Raw genomic sequence first — 25,196 nt, 5'->3', positions numbered from 1 at the left:
CCCCGGTCGCCCGGCCCACCGGGGCGCCGGGCCACCGGATGGCCGAACTGCCCGGCGGGGCCTTCCTAATGGGCGACCCCTTCGGGGAGGGCGTGCCCGAGGACCGCGAGGGGCCGGTGCGGGAGGTGGTGGTGGCGCCGTTCGCCATCGACACCACCGCCGTCAGCAACGGGCAGTTCGCCGCGTTCGCCTCCGCCACCGGCTATGTCACCGACGCCGAGCGGTTCGGCAGCTCCTATGTCTTCCAGCTCCTGCTGCACCCCGGGGCGCGGTTCCGGGTGCTCGGCCGGGTGGCCGGGGCGCCCTGGTGGTTGGCGGTCACCGGGGCGGCCTGGCACCGCCCCGAGGGGCCCGGCTCGGACGTCGGGGACCGCGCGGACCACCCGGTCACCCATGTCTCGCACCGGGACGCGGAGGCGTACTGCGCCTGGGCGGGGCTGCGGCTGCCCACCGAGGCCGAGTGGGAGTACGCGGCCCGGGGCGGTCGTGAGGGCGCGCGCTACCCCTGGGGTGACGAACTCGCGCCCGGCGGACGGGAGATGTGCAACACCTTCACCGGTGACTTCCCGGTGCGCTCGGAGCGGCCCGGCGGCCGGACCGGGACGGTGCCGGTCACCGCGTACCGGCCGAACGGCTTCGGGCTGCTCAACACCTGCGGCAACGTCTGGGAGTGGTGCGCCGACCCCTGGCAGCCGGGGTCGGGCGAGCGGGTCATCCGCGGAGGCTCGTACCTCTGCCACTCCTCGTACTGCAACCGCTACCGGGTCGCCGCCCGGTCGCACAACACCCCCGACTCCTCCACCGGTCACGGCGGCTTCCGCTGCGCCCGCGACCTGCCCCGCACCTTCCAGGAAAGCGAACCCGGATGACCCAGACACCCGCCGCCCGCCGCGACCCCTACGACGGCTTCCAGGGGAGCGTCGGGCGGACCTTCGCCGACTCCCGTCCGGCCTGGCCGGCCGAGCGGCGGGCCGCCGACGGCGCGCCCAACATCGTCGTCGTGCTGGTGGACGACATGGGCTACAGCGACATCGGGCCGTTCGGCGCGGAGATCGCCACCCCGGTGCTGGACTCGGTCGCCGAGAGCGGGGTGCGGCTGACCAACTACCACACCATGCCGCTCTGTTCACCGGCCCGGGCCGCCCTGCTGACCGGGCTCAACCCGCACCGGGTGGGTTACGCCATGGTCGCCAACGCCGATCCCGGCTTCCCCGGCTACGGGATGGAGATCGCCGAGGACATCCCCACCCTGGCCGAGACCCTGCACGGCGCCGGGTACGCCACCTACGCGGTCGGCAAGTGGCACCTGGCCCGGGACTCCTCGTCCAACGCGGCCGACGACCGCCGCAACTGGCCGCTGCAGAAGGGCTTCGACCAGTACTACGGGGTGCTGGAGGGGCTGACCAACCTCTTCCACCCGCACCAACTGGTGCGGGACAACAGCCCGCTGGACATCGACGCCTTCCCGGAGGGCTACTACTACACGGACGACATCACCGACCAGGCGATCGGCATGGTCAAGGGGCTGCGGGCGCACGACGCGGACAAGCCGTTCTTCCTCTATCTGGCGCACAACGCGGTGCACGCCCCGCTCCAGGCGAAGCCGGCGGACATCGACCGGCAGCGCGGGCGGTACGCGGACGGCTGGGACGAGGTGCGGCGGCGCCGGTTCGCCCGGCAGCTGGCCGACGGGCTGTTCCCCGAGGGCACCGCGCTGCCGCCGCGCAACCGGGAGGCCGGGGAGGAGGTGGACGCCTTCGAGCAACTGCCCCCGGAGCAGCGGGAGCTGGCCGCCCGCTATATGGAGGTGTACGCGGCGATGGTGGCCAACATCGACGAGAACCTGGGCCGGCTGCTGGCGGTGATCGAGGCGTACGGCGAACTGGACAACACCATCGTGGTGTTCACCTCGGACAACGGCGGCAGCGGCGAGGGCGGGGCGGAGGGCACCCGCAGCTACTTCAGCCGGTTCGCCCACCATCCGCGGCTGCCGGAGGACTGGCGGCCGGATGTGGAGCGCGACCCGGAGCTGATCGGCGGGCCGCGCAGCATGGTCCACTATCCGCGCGGCTGGGCGATGGCCTCCAACACGCCCTTCCGGCTGTACAAGCGGCACACCTACGCGGGCGGGGTGCGGGTGCCGTTCCTGCTGTCCTGGCCGCGCGGGCTGCCCCGGACGGAGGGCGACGGCGGACTGCGGCACGCCTACCAGTACGTGACCGACCTGGCGCCCACCCTCCTTGAGCTGGCCGGGGTGGCGCGGCCGGCCGAGCTCCACGGGCGGGCCGTGCAGGAGGAGGACGGCACCGCCTTCGTATCGGTGCTGCGCGACCCGGCGGCGGCGAGCACCCATCCCGAGCAGTACTGCGAGATGACCGGGAACCGCAGCTACTACCGAGACGGGCACAAGATCGTCACCGTGCACCGGCCCGGTGCGCCGTACGACGACTCCGAGTGGGCGCTGTACGACATCCGCACCGACCCCACCGAGGTGCGCGACCTGGCGGCGGCGCGGCCGGAGGTGGTCAAGGAGCTGGCGGCGGCCTGGGAGGAGGCGGCCTGGCGCAACGGCGTCTTCCCGCTGCCCGGTCCGGGCGGCGCGATGGTGCGCCGGGGCCCCGGCGAGGACCGGCTGGAACGGCCGGTGACCCTGCTGCCGGGCACCCCGGAGCTGGAGCGCTACCGCTCCTCGCGGCTGACCGCCTTCCGCTCGTTCACCGTCACCGTGGAGCTGGCCCGGCACGGGGCCGGCGATCAGGGGGTGCTGGTCTCGCACGGCGACCAGGGCGGCGGCTACAGCCTGTACGTGGAGGAGGGCCGGCTGCGCCTGGCCTACAACGAGTACGGCGCCCTGCACGAGGCGGACGCCGGGCCGCTGCCGGCCGGGGCCCGGACGGTGGAGCTGTCGGCGGCCGCCGAGCCGGGGCTGCGCTGGCGGTTCGCGGTACGGGTGGACGGCGAGGAGCGGCCCGCGCTGCCGGGGAGTGTGCACCAGCTGATCGGGATGGCCCCGTTCCAGGGGATCAGCGTGGGCCTGGACCGCAAGTCGCCGGTGTCCTGGCCGGTGCACCTGCGGCACGGGGTCTTCCGCTACTCCGGGGAGCTGGCCTCGGTCACCTACCGGCCGGGTGAGCCGGGTCCCGACGCGCCGGAGGTGGTGGCGGCGGCGCTACGGGAGGCTGCGGCGGCCTTCGAGTAGCGCGGCCGCGTCCCGGGGCGGGGCTCCGCTACCGCCTTAGGACCGGTCCGGGACCGGCTGCGCACCGCGGTGCCGGCGCAGCCGACCACGGCGAGGCCGCCGAGCACGGTGGCCCAGGTGATCGGCTCACGCAGCAGCAGGGCGGCCCAGCCGATGCCGAGCACCGGCTGCACCAGCTGGATCTGGCTGACCCGCGCCATCGGGCCGATCGCCAGTCCGCGGTACCAGGCGAAGAAGCCGAGGAACATGCTGACCACGCCGAGGTAGCCGAAGGCCGCCCACTCGGCCGGTGTCCCGGTCGGGGTGTGCCGGGCGGCCGCCACGGCGGTGAGCGCGGCCATCGGCGGCGCGGAGAGCACCAGGGCCCAGGAGATGGTCTGCCAGGCGCCCAGTTCCCGGGCGAGCAGCCCGCCCTCGGCGTAGCCGACGCCGGCCGCCAGCACCGCGCCGAGCAGCAGCAGGTCCGACCAGGCCGGGCCGCTCGCCCCGCCGCCCTGGAACGAGGCGAAGCCGACGGCGGCGACGGCTCCGGCGGCCGCGGTGAACCAGAAGGCCCTCGGTGGCCGCTCCCGGGTGCGCAGCACCGCCAGGACCGCGGTCACGGCCGGCAGCAGGGCGATCACCACGGCGGCGTGCCCGGCCGAGGCGGTGGTGAGCGCGTAGGAGGTCAGCAGCGGGAAACCGGCGACCACCCCGGCGGCCACCACCGCGAGCCGGGCCCACTGGGTCCCGCGCGGCAGCCGCTGCCGGGTGGCGGCCAGGGCGACGGCGGCGAGCAGCGCGGCGACCACGGCGCGGCCGGCGCCGACGAAGAGGGGCGACATCGCGCCGCCCTCCACGGCGATCCGGGTGCAGGGGACGGTGAAGGAGAAGGCCGTGACCCCCAGCAGTCCCCAGCCGATCCCGGAGCGGGCGGCCACCGGGGCGGACGCCTCCGGTAGCACCGGGGCGACGGAGTGAGTAGCGCTACTATGTATCGTCATGGACAACGATAGCAGTGGTCGGATCGTCGGAGGGTTGCGGGAGTGGATCGCGCGGGCCGCGCCCGGGGCCCGGCTGCCGGCCACCCGGGCGCTGGTGGCCGAGTACGCGGCGAGTCCGGTCACCGTGCAGAAGGCGCTGCGGACCCTGGCGGCGCAGGGCCTGGTGGAGAGCCGCCCGGGGGTGGGGACCTTCGTCCGCGCGGCCCGGTCGGCGCCCCGGCCGCATGACTACGGCTGGCAGACGGCGGCGCTCGGCTCGCCCCGGGAGCGGGGCCCGGCGGTGTCCGCGGCGCTGCGGACCGTGCCGAACGAGGTGATCGCCCTCCACTCGGGCTACCCGGACCGGGAGTTGCTGCCCGAGCGGCTGGTGCGGGCCGCCTTCGCCCGGGCGGCCCGCGCGGAGGCCGCGGTGGCCCGGCCGCCGGTGGCGGGACTGCCGGAGCTCCAGGCGTGGTTCGCGACCGAGCTCGGCGCGGTGACCCCGCTGGGCGCGCAGCCTCCGGCCCCGAGCGATGTGCTGGTGCTGCCGGGCAGTCAGAGCGCGCTGGGCACGATCTTCCGCACCCTGGTGGGAGCGGGCCGGGCCGTGCTGGTGGAGTCGCCCACGTACTGGGGCGCGCTGCTGGCCGCCGCGCAGGCGGGGGTGCGGCTGGTGCCGGTGCCCAGCGGCGCGGACGGACCGGACCCGGAGGCGCTGGAGCGGGCCTTCCGGCAGAGCGGGGCGCGGGTGTTCTACGCGCAGCCGAGCTTCGCCAACCCCACCGGCGCCCACTGGGCGCCCGAGCGGGCCGACCGGGTGCTGGACACCGTACGCGCGCACGGGGCGTTCCTGGTGGAGGACGACTGGGCGCATGACTTCGGGATCGAGGCGGCCTCGGTGCCGCTGGCCGCGCGGGACGAGGGCGGCCATGTCGTCTATCTGCGGTCGCTCACCAAGAGCGTCTCCCCGGCGGTCCGGATCGCCGGGGTGGTGGCCCGCGGCCCGGCCCGCGCGAGGATCCTGGCCGGTGCGCAGGCGGAGTCGATGTACGTCAGCGGTCTGCTGCAGGCGGTGGCGCTGGACGTGGTCACCCAGCCCGGCTGGCGCACCCATCTGCGGGGCCTGGGCCGCCGACTGGCCGCCCGCCGCAACCTGCTGGCCGGGGCACTCGCCGAGCACGTACCGGAGGCGCGGCTGGAGGCGGTGCCCCGGGGCGGGCTCAACCTGTGGGCCCGGCTGCCGGACGGCACCGACCCGGAGCGGCTGGTCCGGGACTGCGAGGCCGCCGGGGTGGCCGTCGCCTCGGGAGACGCCTGGTTTCCGGCCGAGCCCGCCGGGGTCCACCTCCGCCTCAACTACGCCGGTCCCGACCCGGGCGCCTTCCCGGAGGGCGCCCGGCTCATCGGCCAGGCCCTGGCGCTGCAGCGGACGGCCTAGCGGCGGCGGGGCTGCCGGGGCCGGGACCGGGGGCACGCTCGGGCGGGGTCACTCGCCGCCGGAGGTACGTGGTCGCCTCGGGCGGGCAGGTCACCCGTTCTCGCCGTCCGGGGTGCCGTACATCCGGGTCCGGCCTTCAATGGCGGAAGTCCGGTGCCGTCCTGCCCGGGGCCGGTTCGGTGCGGCTCGGGGCCGACGGCACTCGTGCCCGTGGTTGCCCGGAGGCTCCATGACCGCGACCCCGCCGCCCGCTCCCCGCCGGACCGCGCTGCGACGCACCGGCGAGTGGTGCGCCCGGCACAGCGTCCTGGTGATCGTGCTCTGGCTGGCCGCGCTGGTCGGGGTGCAGGTGCTGGATCGGGCCTACGGGGGCGACTACTCGGACGACTTCACGCTGCCCGGCTCGCAGTCGGACGACGGTCTCGCGGTCCTGCGGTCGCACGATCCGGCGGCCGGGGGTTATGGCGCACAGATCGTGCTCAGAGACGGCAAGGCGCCGCTCAATTCAGTCGGCGGGCAGCTGAACACCGCCGTGAGCGACCTGGGGAAGCTGCCGCATGTGCTCAGCGCGCAGAGTCCGCTGCCGCCGCCCGGTACGACCCCGCCGCCGGCCGGCTCCGGGCCGAACACCGGCCCGCTCTCCTCCGACGGCCGCACCGGCTACATCACCGTGCGGTTCGACGTGCAGCCCTCCACCCTCGGTGAGTCCTATCTGGACGGGGTGGACCAGGCGGTGGAGCCGCTGCGGGCGGCCGGGGTGCAGGTGGAGTACGGCGGTCCGCTCGGTGAGCTGGACCGGCCCCACACCGGCGACCGCACCAGCGAGGCGATCGGCTTCGCGGTGGCGATCGTGGTGCTGCTGATCGGTTTCGGCAGTGTGGTCGCGGCGGTGCTGCCGCTGGTCACCGCGCTGATCGCGGTGGTCTGCGGGCTGGCGCTGCTGGGGCTGCTGGCGGCGGCCGCCACCTTCGCCACCGTCTCCCCCACCCTCGCCACGATGATCGGCCTGGGGGTGGGCATCGACTACGCGCTCTTCCTGGTCACCCGCCACCGCCAGCTGCTGTTGGACGGGGTGGAGCCGGCGGTGGCGGCCGGGCGGGCGACGGCGACCAGCGGCAAGGCGGTGCTGGTCTCCGGCTGCACGGTGATCATCGCGCTGTCCGGGCTGTGGGCCTCGGGCATCTCCTTCATCGGCAAACTGGGTCTGGCGGCCGCGGTCACCGTGGTGACGGCCGTGCTGGGCGCGGTGACCCTGGTGCCGGCGCTGCTGGGGCTGATCGGGCGGCACATCGACCGGCTGAGGGTGCGCCGCCCGGTGGCCGAGACGGCCGCCGAGCCGGGCGCGGAGGCGCACGGGATGTGGCACCGGTACGCGCTGCGGGTGGAGCGGCGGCCGTGGTGGTTCCTGGTGCCCGGGGTGGTGCTGCTGGCGGTGCTCGCGGTCCCGCTGCTGTTCATCCGGCTGGGGCACATCGGGGACGGGGCCGATCCGGAGTCGTTCACCGACCGGCGCGCCTACGATCTGATGACCGAGGCGTTCGGCCCCGGTTCCAACGGGCCGCTGACCCTGGTGGTGGACCAGTCGGCGGTCCCGCAGGCGGACCGCTCGGCGCTGGCCTCCTCGGTGAACGGGGCGCTGGCGAAGGTCCCGGGGGCGGTGAAGGTCACCCCGCTGACGCCGACCCAGGACGGGGAGGTGCTGCTGGCGACCGCGTACTCCGCGAGCGCCCCGCAGGACCAGGGGACCACCGACCTGGTGAACCGGTTGGTGGACGATGTGCTGCCGGAGGCGGTGGCCGGGACCGGGGCACGCACCTATGTGACCGGGACGACCGCCGCCCAGGTGGACTTCCTGGACATCGTCTCCAGCCGGCTGCTGCTGATCATCGCGGTGGTGGTGGGGCTGGCGTTCCTGGTGATCCTGGTGGTGTTCCACGGGGTGCTGGTGGCGGTGAAAGCGGCGGTGCTCAACGTGCTGTCGATCGCCGCCTCGTACGGGGTGGTGGTGGCGGTCTTCCAGTGGGGCTGGGGCGGTCCGGCGCTCGGTGTCTCGGGCGAGGTGCCGATCGAGAGCTATGTGCCGATGATGATGTTCGCCATCGTCTTCGGGCTGAGCATGGACTACGAGATCTTCCTGCTGTCGCGGGTGCACGAGGCCTGGCTGCGCACCGGCGACCCCAAGGCGAGCGTGGCGCACGCGCTGGAGATCACCGCGCGGGTGATCGCCTGTGCGGCGCTCATCATGGTCAGCGTCTTCGCGGCCTTCGTGCTGAGCGACCAGATCGTGGTCAAGATGCTGGGCCTGGGGCTGGCGGCGAGCGTGCTGATCGACGCCACGGTGGTGCGGCTGCTGCTGGTGCCGGCCGCGATGACCCTGCTGGGCAGGGCGGCCTGGTGGACGCCGCACTGGCTGGAGCGGCTGCTGCCCCGCGTGGACGCGGAGGGCGGCGGCGCCGAGGGCGGTCACGGCCGGACGCCAGCCTCTCGGGCGGAGTGAGACGGTGGGTCGGTTACGAAGCCCGGGCCTGGAACTCGAAGAGCTCCAGGCCGGGGCGGTCCAGCCGGCCGGGGGCCGGGTCGGCCGTGCGGCTCAGCTGGCGCCGGGGCGGATGCGGCCACGCCAGCCGCCGGACTCGCCGCTCTGGGTCTCGATGTAGTCCTTGAACCGCCGCATGTCGCCCTTGACCCGCCGGTCGAGGATGCCGACGGCGTCGGCGGCCTTCTCGGCCATGCCGCTCGGCTCGACGTCCATCACCAGCTCCACCCGGGTGTGGCGCTCGTCCACCTTCCGGAAGGTGACCACGCCCTTCTGCCGGGTGTCGCCGGCGACGGTGCGCCAGGCGACCCGCTCGTCGGGCAGCTGGTCCACGATCTCGGTGTCGAACTCGCGGTGCACCCCGCCGATGCTGGTCTTCCAGTGGTTGTGGCGGTCGTCGATCTGGCGGATCTCGTCGACGCCCTCCATGAACCGGGGGAACTCCTCGAACATCGTCCACTGGTTGTAGGCCGTGTGGACAGGGACGTCCACCTCGATCGTCTCCTTGACGGTGCTCACGCTCTGCCTCCTCGTCGCTCGCGCGTCGGTGCCCCCGAGGGGGCCGGGCCGCGCCCCGGGTACCCCCGCACGCGCCGCGCTCACCCGCCGCACGGCGGCCCCCGGGCGTCAGCCCGCGGTCACCTGGGTGAGGAAGGACTCCAGGTTGGCCAGCAGCCGGGCTATCCGCTGCTCCTCGGTGAGGCTCTCCTCGTAGCGGGAGCGGCCCGGGTCGCGCTTGCCGCGCACATAGAGCGAGCAGGCCAGATCGGCGCACATATAGGCGCCGACGGTGTTGCCCTGCCGGCCGGCCGGGCCCGCCTTGGGCGCGGCCAGCAGGGCCGCGCCGGAGCTGGGGTGGCCGGTCAGGCAGAGGTTGCACAGGGTGGTCTTGGTGAAGCTGCGGTTGCGGTGCTGCGGGGCGCGCAGCACCACCCCGGTGGGGCGTCCGGCGCGCTCGGCGACGAGATAGGCCCGGTCGGGGGCGCCGGGGTCGCGCCAGCCGAGGAAGTCCAGGTCCGGCCAGGGCCGTTCGGCCAGGTCGCGCGGGAGGTGGAGGCGGCCGGCCTCGCCCTTGGAGCAGTTCACGAAGGAGGCGCGGATCGCCTTCTCGTCGAGCGGGTTCATGACCGCACGGTAACCGGTGGCCCGGTCCCGCGTCGCCCGGTTTTCCGGGGCGGATCGGTCCCCACTGCCGTCGTTTTCGCAGGTGGGGGTAGGTTGGACGCCCCGACCGCGAGGAGTCCCGGTGTCCGCCCGCCCCCGTCTGCTGTATGTCTCCGATCTCCTCTACCCGGCCCGCGGCCGGCGGTACGGCGACGAGGACATGGCGCTCACCGCCGCCCTGCGCGACGAGTTCGCGGTGGCGCTCTGCCCGCCGGGCGACGCGGCCGCGCTGCTGGACGGTTTCGACGCGGTGGTGGTCCGCAACAGCGGCCCGGTGCTGCACCACCGCGACGCGTACGACGCCTACCGGTCCCGCGCGGTGGAGCTGGGCGTACCGGTGTACAACCCGCTGACCGGGCGCGGGGACATGGCGGGCAAGGGGTATCTGACCGAGCTGACCGCGGCCGGGCTGCCGGTGATCCCCACCGCGGCCGGGCCCGAGGACCTCGGTGCGCTGCCGGACAGCGCGTGGTACGCGGTGAAGCCGGTGGCCGGGGCGGACTCGATCGGTCTGGAGTTCCGGCCCGCCGAGCGGCTCGGCGAGGTGGCGTGGGACGGGGTGCTGGTCCAGCCGAGGATCGACTTCCGCTACGAGGTGTCGTTCGTGTTCGTGGACGACGCCTTCCAGTACGCGGTGTACGCGCCGGACCCGGAGCGCCGCTGGGAGCTGGAGCCGTACCGGGCGTCGGCGGCCGATGTGGAGTTCGCCCGCCGGTTCGTCGCGTGGAACACCCTGGAGCACGGGGTGCAGCGGGTGGACGCCTGCCGCACCCGGGACGGCCGGCTGCTGCTGGTGGAGCTGGAGGACCTCAACCCCTATCTCTCGCTGGACCGGGTGGACCCGGCGGTGCGGGAGCGGTTCACCGCGGCGCTGAAAGGGTCGCTGCACCGGTACCTCGGCCGGTAGCGGGCGGGGTACCGGCGGCGGGTCAGGCCTTGAGGACGCGGCCCGAGATGGCGAGGGTGACGCGGCGCGGGGAGAGGGTGGAGGCAATGGAGGAGATCCGGTTGCCCAGGCCGATGACGATGCTGGGCGGGGTGGTGCGGCGCTCCAGTGCGCGCCGGGCGGCGGTGACCACCTGCTCGGCGGTGGCCATGGAGCCGACGGCCGCGTCCCGGGTGCCGACGACGTCGAAGAACTCGGTGCGCACCGGACCCGGCGAGACGGCCAGCACCGTGAGGGCCGAGCCGCGCACCTCGTAGCCGACGGCCTCGGTGAAGTTGAGGACGAACGCCTTGGTGGCGCCGTAGACCGCCATGGCGGGGGTGGGCTGGTAGGCGGCGGCGCTGGCGATGTTGACCAGGGCGCCCCGGCCGTCGGCGACCAGGTCGGGCAGGAACGCCCGGGTGAGCTCGGTGACGGCCATGACGTTGAGCTGGACCATCTCGCTGACCCGCGCCGGGTCCGCCTCGGCGAGCGGGCCGTGGCTGCCGAAGCCGGCGTTGTTGACCAGCGTCTGCACGGTGGTGCCCAGGCCGTCCAGTTCGGCGCGGAGTGCCGCCGCCGCGCCGGGCTTGCCGAGGTCCTTGGCGATCACCCGGGCGCTGACCCCGTACCGCTGCTCCAGCTTCTCCGCGAGCTCCTCCAGCCGGTCCTTGCGCCGGGCCACCAGCACCAGGTCGGCGCCGCGCTGGGCCCACTGGCGGGCGAACTCGGTGCCGAGGCCGGAGCTGGCCCCGGTGATCAGGGCCGTGGTGCCCCGGTAGGTCATCGTCATGGCCGCCTGCTTTCCTCTCCGTACACGGACTGGCACCCTCGAATGTAGACACTGCCACCTTTGTAGTCAATGCCAACATCACTTAGGAGTACGGACACCGTGACCGACAGCCCATACCACCACGGCCATCTCCGGACCGCCCTGCTGGAGCGCGCGGAGAGCGTGCTGGCCCAGTCCGGGGCCGACGGGCTCTCGCTGCGCGCCCTCGCCCGCGACCTGGGGGTCAGCCATGCCGCTCCGGCCCGCCACTTCCGCGACCGCCAGGCCCTGCTGGACGCCCTGGCGGTCAGCGGCTTCACCCGGCTCAACGCCGCTCTGCGCGGCGCGGCCGCGGCACCCGGCCCGCCGTCCGCCCGGCTGACCGCGCTGGGCCGGGCCTATGTGGAGTTCGCGGTGACCCATCCCCCGCTGCTGGCGCTGATGTTCACGGCCAAGCACGCCGAGGACTCCAGCGCGGAGCTGCGCGAGCTGGGGCACGCGGGTCTGGGGGTCGCCGCCGGGCTGATCGCCGAGGCCCAGGCGGCGGGCACCGCCCGCCCCGGCGACCCGGCCCGCCTCGCCCAGGTGGCCTTCTCCACCCTGCACGGGCTGGCCACCCTCTCCCTGGGCGGCCTGCTGGACGACACCCCGCTGGACGAGGCGCTGGACCTGGCCCTGGAGGTGCTGCTCGCCGGGATCGCCCCCGCGTCCTGAGCCGGACGGGGGGTGTGCCGACGGCCGCGACACCGGCGCGCGGGGTTCCGGAACGGCGGCCTCCGGTCAGGGATGATCGGTGGGCCGTGCGGTCTTTGACGGCCGTACCCGGACGGCCCCGGCTCCCCGGCGGCCACCCCTCCCCCACCGCCGGAGCCGCCATGACGCCGCCCCCTCCCCCCGACGACGGAGTCCCCCCGAGGCCCGAGGGCCCCGGGGGGCCGCCGCCCGGCCCCTGGCACGGATGGCTGCCGCGACCGGCCCGGCTGCTGCTGCCGCTGGTGCTGCCGGCGCTGCTCATCGGGGCCGCCGGCAGCCTGGTGCTGCTGGCGGTCACCTGGGTCGCCGACCGGCTGGAGGGGGTGCTCTGGTCCACCGTCCCCCGCGCCCTCGGCCTCTCCGGCACCTCCGGCGGCTGGACGGTGGCGGTGCTCACCGCCGCCGGGCTGGCGGTGGGGCTGGCGGTGTGGCGCTTCCCGGGCGGCACCGGCCCCGATCCGGCCACCCGGGGCCTGGTGGACCCGCCGCTGCCGCCCTCCGTGCTCCCCGGGGTGCTCGTCGCCGCGGTGATCGGGCTCGCGAGCGGGGTGAGCCTCGGCCCGGAGAACCCGATCACCAGCGTGAACGTGGCCCTGGCGGTGGCGCTGGGGATGCGGGCGCTGCCCAAGGTGCCCGGCACGGCCTGGGCCGCGCTCGCCGCGGCCGGGACGGTGGGGGCCATGTTCGGCACCCCGGTCGCCGCCGCGCTGCTGCTCTCGGAGGTCGCCGGCCCACCCGATCCGCGCCCGCTGTGGGACCGGCTGTTCGCCCCGCTGGTGGCGGCCGGGGCGGGCGCCCTGACCACGGTGCTGGCCGCCGCGCCCACCTTCGCGCTGGACCTGGGGCCGCGGCCGGACCTCCGCCCGGTGGACGGGCTCACCGCGATGGCCGTCGCCTCGGTGTGCGCGCTGGTGGGACTGGTGGCGGTCGCCCTCCTCCCGTACAGCCACCGGCTCTTCCACCGGCTGCGGCACCCGGTGGCGGTGCCGGCCTGCGGGGGGCTGGTGCTGGGACTGCTCGGGGTGCTGGGCGGGCGGATCACCCTGTTCAAGGGCTCGGAGCAGATGCGGGAGCTGACCGGCGACCCGGCGGCGTACACGGCCGCCGGGCTGGCGCTGATCGTGGCGGTGAAGCTGGTGGCCCTGGTGGTGGCGGCGTCCTGCGGGTTCCAGGGCGGCCGGATCTTCCCGGCGGTGTTCATCGGGGTGGCGCTGGGCATGCTGGCGCACGCGGTGGCGGGGTCGGTGCCGTTGGCGCTGGCGGTCCCCGCCGCGGTGCTCGGGGTGCTGCTGGCCACCACCCGGCAGGGCTGGCTGAGCCTGTTCATGGCCGCCGTGGTCGGCTCCGACATCGCCCTGCTGCCGCTGCTGTGCGTGGCGGCGCTGCCCGCCTGGCTGCTGGTCACCGGCCGGCCCCTGATGCAGGTCGTCCCCGGGAGGGCGCCGGCCGGAGCCGGCTGAGGGCCGCGGGTGGTCCGTTCAGACCGTCCCGGCTGGTGGGGGGCGCGGGGCGCGCATAGCTTCACGCTGACGGAGTGCCACGGGCCGAGCCGTGCTCGCCGGTCTCCGGTGCCGCCGAAGCGGGCGGCCGCACCCCGACGCGAGAGAAGGACCCCATGCGTTCCATATCCCTGCCGGCCGGCGCCCTCGCCGGCGCGCTGTGCCTGGCCGCCGCGCCCCTGGCGTGGGCGGGCGGCAGCACCACGCAGACCGCGACGGTGACCGTCTCCCCGTCCAGCGTCGCCCCCGGGGCCACCGTCACCGTCAATGTGACCTGCCCGTTCACCCGGAACTCGGGCGGCAGCCGCGGCATCACGGCCTCCTCGCGGGCCTTCGAGGGCGGGCGGACCACCCTCACCAGCTCCTCGGGCGCCGCCCCCGGCGGCACCCGCTACACCGGCACCGCCCGGATCGCCCCGCGGTCCACCTTCGTCACCGGGAGCGGCACCGGGCAGCGCACCCCGTACAGCGTGGACGGCGACTGCGGGAACGGCAGCCGCTTCCGCGGCACGGTGACCGTCGATCCCCGTACGCCCAGCGGCGGCACCACCGGCGGCCTCGGCGGCAGCCAGGGCCCCACCACGGTCGAGATGGTGGCCGGCGGCTCACTCGCCGCGGCCGGCGCCGCCGGGGGCGTGCTGCTGCTGCGCCGCCGGATGGCCCACGGCACCCGCTGATCCCGCGCGGGGCGATCCGGGCCCCCCGGCCCGTACGGGTGTCGCCCGAGGGGCGGGCGGACCGACCCGGTGATTACCTGAAACCCGCGCAGCCTCACGCTAGGAGCACCACGTGGCATCGCAGAAACCCTCCCTCTCGTACACCATCCCCGGTCTGTCCACCGAGACGGGCGCCGAGATCATCGGCCTGCTGCAGATGCGTCTGCACTCGCTCAACGACCTGCATCTGACGCTGAAGCACATCCACTGGAACGTGGTCGGGCCGCACTTCATCGCGGTGCACGAGATGATCGACCCGCAGGTGGACCAGGTCCGGGCGATGACCGACGACCTGGCCGAGCGGATCTCCACCCTGGGCGGGGAGCCCAAGGGCACCCCGGGGTCGCTGGTGGCCGACCGCGCCTGGAACGACTACTCCATCGGGCGGGCGGAGGCGATCGAGCACCTCGGCGCGCTGGACCTGGTGTACACCTCGCTGATCGAGGACCACCGGGCCGCGATGCAGGCCACCGAGGAGCTGGACCCGGTCACCCAGGACATGCTGATCGAGCAGCTGCGCAGCCTGGAGCTGTTCCAGTGGTTCGTCCGGGCCCATCTGGAGTCCAGCGGCGGGCGGTTGAGCACGGCCGGCGCCTCCTCGGAGAAGGCCGCCGCGAGCGCCGCCGCCGACCAGGCCAGGAAGCAGCCCTGAGCCGTCCCGCCCCCGGCTGTCCCCGGGCGTCAGCACCGGCCGTGCCCGTACCGCACGCCGGTGCTGACGCCTTCCCCGAGAGGAGCCCGACATGGCGACCGAGCCCAGTCCCCTGTACGGCCGTACCGCGGTGGTGACCGGCGCCGCCCGCGGCCTGGGCGCGGCGATGGCCCGGACGCTCTCCGAGCGCGGCGCCCGCCTCGCGCTGCTCGGCCGCGAGGAGGCGACGCTCGCCCGGGTGCGGGACGTCCTGCCCGGCGAGGCCCGCTGCTGGGAGGTGGACATCACCGACGACGCCGGGATGGCGCGGGTGGCGGCCGAGGTGGGTGAGTCGATGGGACCGCCGTCGGTGGTGGTGGCCAACGCCGGGATCGCCGAGGGCGGTCCGTTCGGCACCTCGGACCCGGCGGTGTGGCGCCGGGTGGTCGAGGTCAACCTGGTGGGCAGCGCGATCACCGCGCGGTCCTTCCTGCCCGCGCTGCTGGCCAGGCGCGGCTACTTCCTCCAGATCGCCTCGCTGGCCGCGATCGGCGCCTCGCCGATGATGAGCGCCTACTGCGCCTCCAAGGCCGGGGTGGAGTCCTTCGCGCACGCGCTGCGGGCCGAGTACGCCCACGAGGGCGTCGGCGTGGGCATCGCGTACATCAACTGGACGGACACCGACATGATCCGGGACGCCGACCGGTACGCGGTGCTGCGGGAGCTGCGCGGCCATATGCCGCGGCCGGCGCGGAAGGTCTATCCGGTCGGGGTGGTGGCGGAGCGGATGGTCCGGGCGGTGGAGCGGCGCCGGCCGGCGGTCTATCTGCCGTCCTGGCTGCGGGCGACCCAGCTGGTGCGGGCGGCGATGCCGCCGGTGGTGACCGCGGTGTGCCGGCGGGAGCTGCCCCGGCTGGCCGCCGCGGAGCCGTTCCGGGCGACCGGGCTGCTGGGCGCGGGCGGCCGGGCCGCCGCGGTGAGCGACGCGGCCCCGCGGTGACCGGGCACGGGGCGAGAGGGGCACGGGCCGTCCGGGTGGCCGGCGGATTGCGGCCCCCGGACGGTGGAACCCGGTCGGGACGCGGCATGGACGGACGGCGTACGCGCCGCAGCGATGGGAGGCCCTGGTGAGCGAGCGGAACGCGGACGGGCGGAAGCCGGACGACCGGAGGGAACGGGCCGGGGAGGGGCCGCTGTGCCTGGTGACCGGGGCGACCGGGTACATCGGCGGCCGGCTGGTGCCCGAGCTGCTGAAGGCGGGCCACCGGGTGCGCTGCCTGGCCCGCACCCCGAGCAAGCTCCGGGACCAGCCCTGGGCGGGGGACGTCGAGACGGTCCGGGGCGACGCCACCGACGAGGCCTCGGTGGCCGAGGCGATGCGGGGCGTGGAGGTGGCGTACTACCTGGTGCACGCCCTGGGCACCGGCAGCGGCTTCGAGGAGACGGACCGCCGGGCGGCCCGGATCTTCGCCCAGCAGGCGCACGCGGCCGGGGTGAAACGAATCGTCTACCTCGGCGGGCTCACCCCCTCGGCGGTGCCCGAGCGGGAGCTGTCGCCGCATCTGCGCTCGCGCGCCGAGGTGGGCCGGATCTTCGTCAACGGCCCGGTGCCCGCCACCGTGCTCCGGGCGGCGGTGATCATCGGTTCGGGCTCGGCCTCCTTCGAGATGCTGCGCTATCTGACCGAGCGGCTGCCGGTGATGGTGACCCCGAGCTGGGTGCACACCCGGATCCAGCCGATCGGGGTCCGCGATGTGCTGCGCTACCTGGTGGGCTCGGCCGCGATGCCCGAGGACGTGAACCGGACCTTCGACGTCGGCGGCCCCGATGTGCTGACCTACCAGGACATGATGCTGGGCTACGCCCGGGTGGCCGGGCTGCGCAAGCGGCTGATCCTGCCGGTGCCGGTGCTCACGCCCACGCTGTCCAGCCACTGGGTGGGGCTGGTGACACCCGTCCCGGCCTCCATCGCCCGCCCGCTCACCGAGTCGCTGCGCCATGAGGTGATCTGCCGGGAGCACGACATCACCCGCTACATCCCGGACGGGCCCGGGCAGCCGCTGCCCTACGCCGAGGCGGTGCGGCTCGCCCTGCGCAAGGTGCGGGACGCGGAGGTCGCCACCCGCTGGTCCTCGGCCGCGCTGCCCGGCGCGCCGAGCGATCCGCTGCCCACCGACCCGGACTGGGCGGGCGGCAGCCTCTACGAGGACGAGCGGGAGCTGGAGGTGCCGGCCACCCGGGATGCGCTGTGGCGGGTGATCGAGGGCATCGGCGGCGACAACGGCTGGTACTCCTTCCCGCTGGCCTGGGCGGTACGGGGCTGGCTGGACCGGTTCGTCGGCGGGGTGGGGCTGCGCCGGGGCCGCCGGGACGCCGAGCGGCTGCGGGTGGGCGACTCGCTGGACTTCTGGCGGGTGGAGGAGATCGAGCCGGGCCGGCTGCTGCGGCTGCGGGCCGAGATGCGGCTGCCGGGGCTGGCCTGGCTGGAGATGCACGCCGAGCAGGACGACGGCGGGCCGGTGCGCTACCGGCAGCGGGCGCTGTTCCATCCGCGCGGGCTGTTCGGGCACGCCTACTGGTGGTCGGTCTCGCCGTTCCACGCGGTGGTGTTCGGCGGGATGGCCCGCAACATCACCCAGGCCGCCGCGAAGGGCATGGCCGCCCGGCCCGGCGACCCGCCCGCGCCCGGAGCCGGCGGGCCGCGGGAGCCGCGGGAGCCTCGGTACGAGAGGAGCACCCCCGGCTGACCCTTCCACCGGGCCGCCTCACCCGTACGACACCCATCCGGCGGCCCACCGGGGCCGAACTCCTGCCGGGGCCCGCCCCGCACCGACCACCAGCACCACCAGCACAGCCCGGGAGCACCACCATGACCGCAGCGGTCGTCCTGTTCACCGCGGACCTGCGTCTGCACGACCATCCACCGCTGCGGGCGGCCCTGGACGCGGCGGACGAGGTGGTGCCGCTGTTCGTCCGGGACAGCGGGGTGCACGCGGCCGGGTTCGACGCGCCCAACCGCTCGGCCTTCCTCTTCGACTGCCTGGCCTCGCTGGACGCCGGGCTGCGCAAGCGGGGCGGGCGGCTGGTGGTGCGCTCCGGGCCGGTGGTACGGGAGGTGGTGGCCGTCGCCCGGCAGTGCGGGGCGTCCGAGGTGCACCTCTCGGCCGGGGTGAGCCGGTACGCCCACCACCGCGAGGAGCGGCTGCGCGAGGAGCTGGAGCACCATGGGGTGGAGCTGCGGGTGCATGACGCGGTGGTGACGGCGGTGGCGCCCGGGGCGGTGGCGCCGTCCGGCGGCGGGCACCACTTCGCGGTGTTCACCCCGTACTTCCGCCGCTGGTCCGATCTGCGCCTGCGCGAACCGCTCGGCCCGCCGCGGAAGGTGCGGGTGCCGGAGGCGGTGGAGTCCGAGCCACTGCCGGCCCGCTCCGAGGTGGAGGGCGTCTCCTCCGATGTCCCCCGGGGCGGCGAGGAGGCCGGGCGGCGGCTGTTCGGGCGCTGGCGGCGGGACGGTCTGGACGCCTACGAGGAGCGGCACGACGATCTGGCGGGCGACGCCACCTCGCGGCTCTCGCCGTACCTCCACTTCGGCGCGCTGTCCTCCGGCGAGCTGGTGCATCTGGCACGCGAGCGGGGCGGCCCCGGGGCGGAGGCCTTCGTCCGGCAGCTGGCCTGGCGGGACTTCCACCACCAGGTGCTGGCCGCCCGGCCGGAGTCGGCGGAGAAGGACTACCGCACCCGGCACGACTCCTGGCGGCGGTCGAAGGAGGCGGAGGAGGACGTGGCCGCCTGGAAGGAGGGCCGCACCGGCTATCCGATCGTGGACGCGGCGATGCGCCAGCTGCGCGCCGAGGGCTGGATGCACAACCGGGCCCGGCTGCTGGTGGCGAGCTTCCTGGCCAAGACGCTGTACGTGGACTGGCGGGTGGGGGCCCGGCACTTCCTGGACCTGCTGGTCGACGGGGACCTGGTGAACAACCAGATGAACTGGCAGTGGGTGGCCGGCACCGGCACCGACACCCGTCCGCACCGGGTGCTCAACCCGCTGGTGCAGGCCCGGCGGTTCGACCCGGAGGGCGCGTACGTCCGCCGGTACGTCCCGGAGCTGCGGGAGGTCGCCGGACGGAAGGTGCACGAGCCCTGGCGGCTGCCGGCCGAGCGGCGCGCGGAGCTGGACTACCCGGAGCCGATCGTGGATCTGGACGAGGGGCTGCGGCGGTTCAAGCAGGCCCGGGGCAGGGAGTGACCATGGCGACCGGACAGGGCACCGCGTACCACTGGCTGTTCGGGGACCAGCTCGGCCCGCACTTCCTCGACCCGGACGGCGGACGCGGGCCCGGCCGGGACACCCCGCTGGTGATGATCGAGGCCCGCTCGGTGTTCCGCCGGCGGCGCTTCCACCGGGCCAAGGCCCACTTGGTGCTCTCCGCCATGCGGCACCGGGCCGCCGAACTGGGCGACCGGGTGCGGTACATCAAGGCCGACACCTACCGGGAGGGGCTGGCGAAGGCGGTCGGCAAGCGGGACCGGGTCACCGTGCACCACCCGACCTCGCGGGCGGCGCTGGGACTGGTCACGTCGCTGGAGCGGGTGGAGGTGGGCCCGCCGCGCGGCTTCCTGGTAGACCCGGCCGACTTCACCGCCTGGGCGGACGGCCACGGCGGCGGGGCGAGGCTGCGCCAGGAGGACTTCTACCGCTGGGTGCGGCGCACCCATGAGCTGCTGATGGACGGCGACCGGCCGGCCGGCGGGAAGTGGAACCTGGACCACGACAACCGGGAGCCGCCGCCGCGCGGGGCGGACGCCCTGGAGGTGGACCGGCCCTACCGGCCGCGCGAGGACTCCGTCGACGAGGAGGTCCGCCGGGACCTGGACCGCTGGGAGAAGGACGGGGACGTCTCCTTCGTGGGCCGGGACGGCCCCCGGCTCTTCCCGGCCACCCGCAAGGAGGCGCTGGCCGCGCTGAAGCGGTTCACCGAGCACCGGCTGGCGTCCTTCGGGCCGTACGAGGACGCCATGCTCGCCGGGGACCCGGTGATGAGCCACAGCCTGCTGTCCTCCTCGCTCAACCTGGGCCTGCTGGACCCGGCGGAGTGCGTGGAGCGGGCCGAGGCCGCCTGGCGGGCCGGGGCCGCGCCGCTGAACAGCGTGGAGGGGTTCGTCCGGCAGATCGCCGGCTGGCGGGAGTACGTCTGGCAGCTGTACTGGTACTTCGGCGAGGAGTACCGGGGCTCCAACGCGCTCGGGCACACCGCCCCGGTGCCGGAGTGGTGGGACGAGCTGGACGCCGTCGACGTCCGCGCCCGCTGCCTGTCCACGGTGCTGGCGCAGGTGCGGGACACCGGCTGGACCCACCACATCCCCCGGCTGATGGTGCTGGGCGGGTACGCGCTCCAGCGCGGCTGGGACCCGGCGGCGCTGACCGACTGGTTCCACCGCAGCTTCGTGGACGGCTACGACTGGGTGATGCTGCCCAATGTGGTGGGCATGTCGCAGTACGCGGACGGCGGCCGGATGACCACCAAGCCGTACACCTCCGGCGGGGCGTATGTGAACCGGATGAGCGACCTGTGCAGGCCGTGCGCCTACCGCCCGGGCGACCGCACCGGCGACCGGGCCTGCCCGTACACGGTCGGCTACTGGGTCTTCATGGACCGGCACCGGGCCCGGCTGGAGCGCAACCAGCGCACCGCGCGGCCGGTGCGGGGCCTGGACCGGCTGGGCGACCTGGACGAGGTGCGCCGGCGGTACGAGGAGGTGGACGACGGCCCGCCCTGAGGCACCGCCACCGGCTCCCCGTCGGAACGGGCCGGCCGGCGGCCGGAAGGGGACGGCCCGCTTAACGGGAATCGTTTTCATGTAGGGTGGCGGGCGTTCCGATCCCGCGACCCCTGGAGTCCGTCATGGCCGTCCCCAAGCGGAAGATGTCCCGCAGCAACACCCGCCACCGCCGCGCCCAGTGGAAGGCGAGCACCCCGGCGCTGGTCCCGGTCACCGTGGACGGCCGGACCCTCCTCGTACCGCAGCACCTGCGGCGGGCGTACGAGCGGGGCCTGCTGCGCCCGGAGGACTGAGCGCCGCCGTACGGAAGGGGGCCGACGGGCCGAGGCCGCTGCCGCACCGCCTGCCCGGCGGAGCACCGCCGTGGCGGCGGGGCGGCGGGGCGGGCGGGTCAGCGGTGGCCGACGCGGCCGGCCGGGTGCGGCTCCGCCCCCAGTCCGCTCCACTCCAGCCGGAGGATGGCCAGGTCGTCGGTGTGCCGGTCGGCGTTGAGCTTGCGCACCTCGGTGATCAGCTCGTCCAGATGGCTGTCGGCGTCGGCGGCCGGGATGCGGTCCACCAGCTGGATCAGCCCCTCCACCCCGAGCCGTTCGTCCTCGTCGCCCTGGTGGCCCTCGATCAGGCCGTCCGTGTAGATCATCAGCGCCCCGTTGGCGGGCAGTTCGACCTCGCTGGGGTGCCAGTTGGCCAGCCCGGGCGCGATACCGAGCGCGATGCCGTGCGAGGCCCGCACCTCGCGGGCGGAGCCGCCGCCGGTGAGCAGCGGGGCGTGGTGCCCGGCGAGGTAGACGGTGGCCCGCCGCCCGGCCTGGTCCAGGCAGACCAAAGTGACGGTGGCGAACAGGTCGGCGTGGGTGCGCTCGGCCACCAGCATCCGCTCCAGCAGCCCGAGCAGTTCTCGGCCGCGGTGGCCGCCCAGGGTGAGGGCGCGCCAGGCGATGCGCAGGCAGACCCCGAGGGCCGCCGCGTCCGGGCCGTGGCCGCTGACGTCGCCGACGATGGCGTGCAGCAGCCCGTCGGGGGTGTGCACCACATCGAGGAAGTCGCCGCCGAGCAGGGCGCGTTCCCGGCCCGGGAAGTAGCGGCTGGCGGCCGAGATCCGGGAGGCGCCGAGCATCGGCTGCGGCAGCAGACCGCGCTCCAGCCGGGCGTTCTCCTCGGCGCGCAGCTGGCCAGCCTGGATGGCCGCGCTGACCCGCTCGGCCTGCTTCCGCTGGGCGGCGTAGCGCACGGCGCGGTGCAGCAGGTCCGGCTCGACCCGGCCCTTGACCAGGTAGTCCTGGGCGCCCGCGGCCACCGCGTCGATCCCCGCCTGGGACTCCGCGAGACCGGTGAGCACGATGATCGCCGCGTGCGGGGCCGCCTCCTGGATGGCGTCCACCGCTCCGATGCCCATGGCGTCGGGCAGGTGCAGGTCCAGCAGGACGCAGTCGGCCGGGTGGACGGTCAGCTCGGCGCGGGCCTCGGCCAGGGTGGTGCAGCGGGTCAGCTCGTAGCGCAGCCCGGTGTCGATCAGCAGCTCGTCGACGAGCAGCGCGTCACCGTCGTCGTCCTCGACCAGGACGATCCGGTACTGCGGTTCGGCGGCGGTGGTCATGATCTGGCCCCGGCCCGGCCGGCGCCGGCCGCGCTCGTCTCCGCGACCGCCTCCGCCTCCGGCTCGGCGGGCTTGCCGGCCGCGAGGGTGAAGACGAAGCGGGTGCCCGGGGAGTGGTCCGGGTCGATGGTGATGGTGCCGCCGTGGAACTCCACGATCTTCTTGCACATGGCCAGCCCGATACCGCTGCCCGGGTAGGCCTCCTTGGTGTGCAGGCGCTGGAAGATGACGAAGACCTTCTCGGCGAACTCCGGGGCGATGCCGATGCCGTTGTCGCTGACCGCGAACCGCCACCGCTCGCCCTCGCGGGCCGCCTCGATCCGGATCTCGGGCGTCCGGTCGGGGTGGCGGAACTTCACCGCGTTGGAGATGAGGTTCTGCCAGAGGATGCCGAGCTGGGTGGTGTCGCCGACGATCGTGGGCAGCGGGTCGTGGACGACGGTCGTCCCGGACTCCTCGATGGCGACGCTCAGCGCGTCCACGGTCTGGTCGACCACCGTGCCGAGGTCCACGGCGCGGTGTTCGTTGTGGACGCGGCCGACCCGGGAGAAGTTGAGCAGGTCGTTGATGAGGACCTGCATCCGGTTGGCGCCGTCCACCGCGAAGCCGATGTACTGGTCGGCGCGGGCGTCCAGCTGGCCGGCGTAGCGGCGCTGGAGCAGCTGGGTGAAGCTGGAGACCTTGCGCAGCGGCTCCTGGAGGTCGTGCGAGGCGACATAGGCGAACTGCTCCAGCTCGGAGTTGGAGCGGCGCAGCTCGGCCGCCTGCTCGTCCAGCTGCCGGCGGGCCCGCTCGGTGAAGGCGAGCTCGTCCAGCAGCCGCCGGCGCATGGCGTCCACGTCGTCGCCGAGCCGGCGCAGGTCGGCGGGGCCGGTGGCGGCGACCTCGTGGGTGAAGGTGCCGCCGGCCACCTGGCGGGCGTCGGCGCCGAGCCGGGCCAGCGGGACGGTGATGCCCCGGCGCAGCCCTTCGAAGACCAGCGCGGCGAGCAGCACGATCAGTACGGCGATCGTCGCGAGCACCCCGTCCCGCAGCCGGGTGGCGCCGTCCAGGTCGTCCACCGCGGCGACCCGGGCCTGAAGCAGGTGGTCCTGCTGGGCGTCCATCGCCGCGCGCAGGGCGTCGAAGGCGGCCTTGCCGTCGGCGGCCCGCTGGGCGGCCTGCGGCACGGCGTCACCGGGCGGTGCGGCCGCGACGGGCTTGGCGATGTCGCCCTGCCAGGCCTCCGCCTTGGCGAGGACGGTGCCGAGGTCGCCGCGCTCCCGGCCGGTGTCCGGAAGCAGCCGGCGCAGCTCGCCGACGGCCGCCTTCTCCTGGGTCAGCCCCTCCCGGTACGGCTGGAGGAACACCTCCTCGCCGGAGAGGCCGTAGCCGCGGATCCCGGTCTCCTGGTTGACCAGGGCGGTCTCCAGGCGGACGGCGCTGTTGAGCGCGGGGCTGCGCCGGTTCACCAGCTCGTCGGTGATGGTGGCGGCCCGGCTCAGGGTCCAGACGCCGACACCGCCGAGCACGGCCAGCACGGCCAGGGACACGGTCACCCCCACGCGCAGCCAGCGCCGGGTGGTCCAGTTCGCCAGCGGGCTCCTGGACGGCGTCGGCGTACGGTCGGTTGCCATGGGTGGTGTGCTCCTCGGGTGTGCGTCCCAGCCGCCCGCTCCGGGCGCGCGGCGAAGATACTGTAGCCGCCTTTCGACAAGCCGTGTTGTCGATCGGCAGTGGGATTGCCTACAGTGGTGCGCATGCCTGGCATTCACTTCTCGCTGCGTATGAGTGAGGAGGAGATCGCCGCGCTGGCGACCGGCGCGGTCGACGACCTCGTCCGCCGCCTCGTGCTGCGCGCCTTCCAGCCCCTGCCGTCGAACGGTGAACGGGCCGAGGCCCAGACCGAGGCACTGGCCACGCTGCATATGCTCTTCCATCTGAAGGGCGCGATCGAGCGCCTGGAGGAGCAGGCCGCCCAGGACGCGGCGGACGCGGGCGCCGGCTACCCGCAGATCGGCCGGGCCTCCAGCATGACCAGGCAGGGTGCCCGGAACCGCTGGCCGGGACTGATCAGCAACCCTTCACCGAACCAAGCCGACCACACCACCGGAGCCAGTGATGATGACCGCCCCCGCTCGGCCCTATGACGTCCTGCTGGTCGAGGACGACGTCGCGGACGCCATGCTCATCCAGGACGCCCTGACCGAGCGCGGAACCCGCAACCTCACCCAGGTCGACGACGGGGTCGCGGCCCTGGAGTACCTGCGCGACCCGGAGAGCACCCGGCCCGACCTGATCGTGCTGGACCTCAACATGCCCCGGATGAACGGCCGGGAGCTGCTGGCGGTGCTCAAGGCCGACGAGAAGCTGCGCACCATCCCGGTGGTGGTGCTCACCACCTCCTCGGCTCCCGACGACGTGACCGGCGCCTACCGGCAGCACGCCAACGCCTATGTCACCAAGCCGGTGAACCTGGAGGACTTCGAGCGGGCGGTGCAGAGCATCGACGCGTTCTACCTGGACACCACCACCAAGCTGCCCCGGCAGTAGCCGCCCGCCGGGCGGGGAGGCGCCCTACGCCTCCGCCCGGGCGGTCAGGCCTGCCCGGTCCGCCGCGGGGGCCCATCCGGGCGGGCCGAAGCCGTAGTTGCGGTCCAGGTAGACCTGGTTGGAGCCGTGGTGGACGCGGTGGTGGGACGGGGTGTTGAAGACCCACTCGACCGGCTTCCACAGGGTTCCGACCCGTTCGGTGTGCAGGAAGAACTGGTAGACCAGGCTGACCGACTGCTGGAGCAGGATCATCCAGGGCGGGATGCCGAGCAGCGCCAGCGGCAGCCAGAACGGCAGGGTGGTCATCGGGGTCCAGCTCTGCCGCAGCGCGGTGGAGAGGTTGAACCGGACGCTGGAGTGGTGCACCACATGGCTCGCCCAGAGCACCCGCACCCGGTGGTGGGCGCGGTGGAAGGCGTAGTACGCCAGGTCGTCGGCGAGGAACAGCAGCACCCAGGTCCCCACCGAGGCCGCTGACAGCCGCACGGGGGCGAGGGTGTACAGGCCGGCGTAGGCGAGCAGGGCGATGGCCCTCCAGGGCAGTCCGACGACCTGGCTGCCGGCGCCCATGGTCATGCTGGTGGCGGTGTCCCGCAGTTCGTAGCCCCGCTCCTCGTCGTCGGGGGCGAAGCGGTAGGACAGCGCCTCGACGGCGACGAGCAGCACGAACGCGGGTATGGCGTACATCACG

The 25,196-nt window shown here is 74.6% G+C and carries 23 protein-coding genes; 16 read left to right on the top strand and 7 right to left on the bottom strand.

The window, feature by feature from the left end; all coding sequences use genetic code 11:
• The first annotated feature begins 38 nt into the window (after window positions 1–38).
• On the top strand, window positions 39–869 hold the full coding sequence (locus M1O15_RS09660; RefSeq protein WP_248633098.1) for a formylglycine-generating enzyme family protein: 831 nt from the start codon (window positions 39–41) through the stop codon (window positions 867–869).
• Entirely contained in the window at window positions 866–3,199 is a 2,334-nt protein-coding gene (locus tag M1O15_RS09655) for an arylsulfatase (protein ID WP_248632887.1), read from the top strand. The genes M1O15_RS09660 and M1O15_RS09655 overlap by 4 nt, the downstream gene beginning before the upstream one ends.
• Here the strand turns inward: M1O15_RS09655 and M1O15_RS09650 are convergent.
• The gene (locus M1O15_RS09650) at window positions 3,118–4,182 is read right to left on the bottom strand and encodes a DMT family transporter (RefSeq protein WP_248632886.1); all 1,065 of its coding nucleotides are present in this window, start codon (window positions 4,180–4,182) and stop codon (window positions 3,118–3,120) included. The two genes, M1O15_RS09655 and M1O15_RS09650, sit on opposite strands and share 82 nt — an antisense overlap.
• Between M1O15_RS09650 and M1O15_RS09645 the strand changes: the two genes are divergently transcribed.
• Together M1O15_RS09645 and M1O15_RS09640 are read left to right on the top strand one after the other, a co-directional pair.
• On the top strand, window positions 4,181–5,599 hold the full coding sequence (locus tag M1O15_RS09645; protein ID WP_248632885.1) for an aminotransferase-like domain-containing protein: 1,419 nt from the start codon (window positions 4,181–4,183) through the stop codon (window positions 5,597–5,599). The genes M1O15_RS09650 and M1O15_RS09645 overlap by 2 nt on opposite strands.
• A gap of 229 nt (window positions 5,600–5,828) precedes the next feature.
• Window positions 5,829–8,096, top strand: coding sequence for an MMPL family transporter (locus M1O15_RS09640; protein WP_248632884.1), 2,268 nt, complete (start codon window positions 5,829–5,831; stop codon window positions 8,094–8,096).
• Between the two features lie 93 nt (window positions 8,097–8,189).
• Here M1O15_RS09640 and M1O15_RS09635 read toward each other — a convergent pair whose 3' ends face one another.
• Together M1O15_RS09635 and M1O15_RS09630 are read right to left on the bottom strand one after the other, a co-directional pair.
• Window positions 8,190–8,654 carry an SRPBCC family protein gene (locus M1O15_RS09635; protein ID WP_248632883.1) on the bottom strand — a complete coding sequence of 155 codons (465 nt, stop codon included), beginning with the start codon at window positions 8,652–8,654 and terminating at the stop codon, window positions 8,190–8,192.
• A 108-nt stretch (window positions 8,655–8,762) separates the two neighbouring features.
• Window positions 8,763–9,260, bottom strand: coding sequence for an FBP domain-containing protein (locus M1O15_RS09630; RefSeq protein ID WP_248632882.1), 498 nt, complete (start codon window positions 9,258–9,260; stop codon window positions 8,763–8,765).
• Window positions 9,261–9,381: 121 nt separating this feature from the next.
• On the opposite strand from M1O15_RS09630, the gene M1O15_RS09625 reads away from it, so the two are divergent.
• On the top strand, window positions 9,382–10,206 hold the full coding sequence (locus tag M1O15_RS09625; protein ID WP_248632881.1) for an ATP-grasp domain-containing protein: 825 nt from the start codon (window positions 9,382–9,384) through the stop codon (window positions 10,204–10,206).
• A gap of 22 nt (window positions 10,207–10,228) precedes the next feature.
• On the opposite strand, the gene M1O15_RS09620 is transcribed toward M1O15_RS09625, so the two are convergent.
• Window positions 10,229–11,017, bottom strand: coding sequence for an SDR family NAD(P)-dependent oxidoreductase (locus tag M1O15_RS09620; RefSeq protein WP_248632880.1), 789 nt, complete (start codon window positions 11,015–11,017; stop codon window positions 10,229–10,231).
• Between the two features lie 99 nt (window positions 11,018–11,116).
• Between M1O15_RS09620 and M1O15_RS09615 the strand changes: the two genes are divergently transcribed.
• The 9 genes from M1O15_RS09615 to rpmF all read left to right on the top strand — a co-directional run bounded on the left by M1O15_RS09615 (window position 11,117) and on the right by rpmF (window position 20,669).
• On the top strand, window positions 11,117–11,710 hold the full coding sequence (locus tag M1O15_RS09615) for a TetR/AcrR family transcriptional regulator (RefSeq protein WP_248632879.1): 594 nt from the start codon (window positions 11,117–11,119) through the stop codon (window positions 11,708–11,710).
• Between the two features lie 161 nt (window positions 11,711–11,871).
• Window positions 11,872–13,209, top strand: coding sequence for an ion channel protein (locus M1O15_RS09610; protein WP_248632878.1), 1,338 nt, complete (start codon window positions 11,872–11,874; stop codon window positions 13,207–13,209).
• 155 nt (window positions 13,210–13,364) lie between these two features.
• Window positions 13,365–13,925 carry a hypothetical protein gene (locus tag M1O15_RS09605; RefSeq protein WP_248632877.1) on the top strand — a complete coding sequence of 187 codons (561 nt, stop codon included), beginning with the start codon at window positions 13,365–13,367 and terminating at the stop codon, window positions 13,923–13,925.
• 112 nt (window positions 13,926–14,037) lie between these two features.
• Window positions 14,038–14,616 carry a Dps family protein gene (locus tag M1O15_RS09600; RefSeq protein WP_248632876.1) on the top strand — a complete coding sequence of 193 codons (579 nt, stop codon included), beginning with the start codon at window positions 14,038–14,040 and terminating at the stop codon, window positions 14,614–14,616.
• A gap of 91 nt (window positions 14,617–14,707) precedes the next feature.
• The gene (locus tag M1O15_RS09595) at window positions 14,708–15,595 is read left to right on the top strand and encodes an SDR family oxidoreductase (RefSeq protein ID WP_248632875.1); all 888 of its coding nucleotides are present in this window, start codon (window positions 14,708–14,710) and stop codon (window positions 15,593–15,595) included.
• A gap of 193 nt (window positions 15,596–15,788) precedes the next feature.
• Window positions 15,789–17,342, top strand: coding sequence for an SDR family oxidoreductase (locus M1O15_RS09590; protein ID WP_248633097.1), 1,554 nt, complete (start codon window positions 15,789–15,791; stop codon window positions 17,340–17,342).
• Between the two features lie 122 nt (window positions 17,343–17,464).
• Window positions 17,465–18,841 carry a cryptochrome/photolyase family protein gene (locus M1O15_RS09585; protein WP_248632874.1) on the top strand — a complete coding sequence of 459 codons (1,377 nt, stop codon included), beginning with the start codon at window positions 17,465–17,467 and terminating at the stop codon, window positions 18,839–18,841.
• Window positions 18,842–18,843: 2 nt separating this feature from the next.
• Window positions 18,844–20,373, top strand: coding sequence for a cryptochrome/photolyase family protein (locus M1O15_RS09580; RefSeq protein WP_248632873.1), 1,530 nt, complete (start codon window positions 18,844–18,846; stop codon window positions 20,371–20,373).
• Window positions 20,374–20,498: 125 nt separating this feature from the next.
• Window positions 20,499–20,669 carry a 50S ribosomal protein L32 gene (gene rpmF, locus M1O15_RS09575; protein WP_248632872.1) on the top strand — a complete coding sequence of 57 codons (171 nt, stop codon included), beginning with the start codon at window positions 20,499–20,501 and terminating at the stop codon, window positions 20,667–20,669.
• 98 nt (window positions 20,670–20,767) lie between these two features.
• Here rpmF and M1O15_RS09570 read toward each other — a convergent pair whose 3' ends face one another.
• Together M1O15_RS09570 and M1O15_RS09565 are read right to left on the bottom strand one after the other, a co-directional pair.
• Window positions 20,768–21,973, bottom strand: a complete 1,206-nt coding sequence (locus tag M1O15_RS09570; protein WP_248632871.1) for a PP2C family protein-serine/threonine phosphatase — start codon at window positions 21,971–21,973, stop codon at window positions 20,768–20,770.
• Complete coding sequence (locus M1O15_RS09565) at window positions 21,970–23,589, bottom strand: sensor histidine kinase (protein ID WP_248632870.1); 1,620 nt, start codon at window positions 23,587–23,589, stop codon at window positions 21,970–21,972. Before M1O15_RS09565 ends, M1O15_RS09570 begins: the two co-directional genes overlap by 4 nt.
• Window positions 23,590–23,712: 123 nt before the next feature.
• On the opposite strand from M1O15_RS09565, the gene M1O15_RS09560 reads away from it, so the two are divergent.
• Both M1O15_RS09560 and M1O15_RS09555 read left to right on the top strand, forming a co-directional pair.
• On the top strand, window positions 23,713–24,102 hold the full coding sequence (locus tag M1O15_RS09560) for a hypothetical protein (RefSeq protein ID WP_248632869.1): 390 nt from the start codon (window positions 23,713–23,715) through the stop codon (window positions 24,100–24,102).
• Complete coding sequence (locus M1O15_RS09555) at window positions 24,074–24,505, top strand: response regulator (RefSeq protein ID WP_248632868.1); 432 nt, start codon at window positions 24,074–24,076, stop codon at window positions 24,503–24,505. The genes M1O15_RS09560 and M1O15_RS09555 overlap by 29 nt, the downstream gene beginning before the upstream one ends.
• Before the next feature lie 24 nt (window positions 24,506–24,529).
• On the opposite strand, the gene M1O15_RS09550 is transcribed toward M1O15_RS09555, so the two are convergent.
• Window positions 24,530–25,192 (bottom strand): sterol desaturase family protein, encoded by a 663-nt coding sequence (locus tag M1O15_RS09550; RefSeq protein WP_248632867.1) that lies wholly within the window; start codon window positions 25,190–25,192, stop codon window positions 24,530–24,532.
• Window positions 25,193–25,196 lie beyond the last annotated feature (4 nt).

The sequence above is a fragment of the Streptomyces lichenis genome, from assembly GCF_023218175.1.
In the GTDB taxonomy this organism is placed as follows: domain Bacteria; phylum Actinomycetota; class Actinomycetes; order Streptomycetales; family Streptomycetaceae; genus Streptomyces; species Streptomyces lichenis.
This window is presented reverse-complemented; position numbering and strand designations above follow the sequence as displayed.

Bases quoted from the DNA above. Each gene is read 5' to 3' on its own strand.
- M1O15_RS09650 (WP_248632886.1), bottom strand. From the start codon at position 4,182: ATGACGATACATAGTAGCGCTACTCACTCCGTCGCCCCGGTGCTACCG.
- M1O15_RS09580 (WP_248632873.1), top strand. From the start codon at position 18,844: ATGGCGACCGGACAGGGCACCGCGTACCACTGGCTGTTCGGGGACCAG.
- M1O15_RS09660 (WP_248633098.1), top strand. From the start codon at position 39: ATGGCCGAACTGCCCGGCGGGGCCTTCCTAATGGGCGACCCCTTCGGG.
- M1O15_RS09655 (WP_248632887.1), top strand. From the start codon at position 866: ATGACCCAGACACCCGCCGCCCGCCGCGACCCCTACGACGGCTTCCAG.
- M1O15_RS09555 (WP_248632868.1), top strand. From the start codon at position 24,074: ATGATGACCGCCCCCGCTCGGCCCTATGACGTCCTGCTGGTCGAGGAC.
- M1O15_RS09550 (WP_248632867.1), bottom strand. From the start codon at position 25,192: ATGTACGCCATACCCGCGTTCGTGCTGCTCGTCGCCGTCGAGGCGCTG.
- rpmF (WP_248632872.1), top strand. From the start codon at position 20,499: ATGGCCGTCCCCAAGCGGAAGATGTCCCGCAGCAACACCCGCCACCGC.
- M1O15_RS09565 (WP_248632870.1), bottom strand. From the start codon at position 23,589: ATGGCAACCGACCGTACGCCGACGCCGTCCAGGAGCCCGCTGGCGAAC.
- M1O15_RS09605 (WP_248632877.1), top strand. From the start codon at position 13,365: ATGCGTTCCATATCCCTGCCGGCCGGCGCCCTCGCCGGCGCGCTGTGC.
- M1O15_RS09560 (WP_248632869.1), top strand. From the start codon at position 23,713: ATGCCTGGCATTCACTTCTCGCTGCGTATGAGTGAGGAGGAGATCGCC.
- M1O15_RS09570 (WP_248632871.1), bottom strand. From the start codon at position 21,973: ATGACCACCGCCGCCGAACCGCAGTACCGGATCGTCCTGGTCGAGGAC.
- M1O15_RS09630 (WP_248632882.1), bottom strand. From the start codon at position 9,260: ATGAACCCGCTCGACGAGAAGGCGATCCGCGCCTCCTTCGTGAACTGC.
- M1O15_RS09640 (WP_248632884.1), top strand. From the start codon at position 5,829: ATGACCGCGACCCCGCCGCCCGCTCCCCGCCGGACCGCGCTGCGACGC.
- M1O15_RS09645 (WP_248632885.1), top strand. From the start codon at position 4,181: ATGGACAACGATAGCAGTGGTCGGATCGTCGGAGGGTTGCGGGAGTGG.
- M1O15_RS09610 (WP_248632878.1), top strand. From the start codon at position 11,872: ATGACGCCGCCCCCTCCCCCCGACGACGGAGTCCCCCCGAGGCCCGAG.
- M1O15_RS09620 (WP_248632880.1), bottom strand. From the start codon at position 11,017: ATGACGATGACCTACCGGGGCACCACGGCCCTGATCACCGGGGCCAGC.
- M1O15_RS09595 (WP_248632875.1), top strand. From the start codon at position 14,708: ATGGCGACCGAGCCCAGTCCCCTGTACGGCCGTACCGCGGTGGTGACC.
- M1O15_RS09585 (WP_248632874.1), top strand. From the start codon at position 17,465: ATGACCGCAGCGGTCGTCCTGTTCACCGCGGACCTGCGTCTGCACGAC.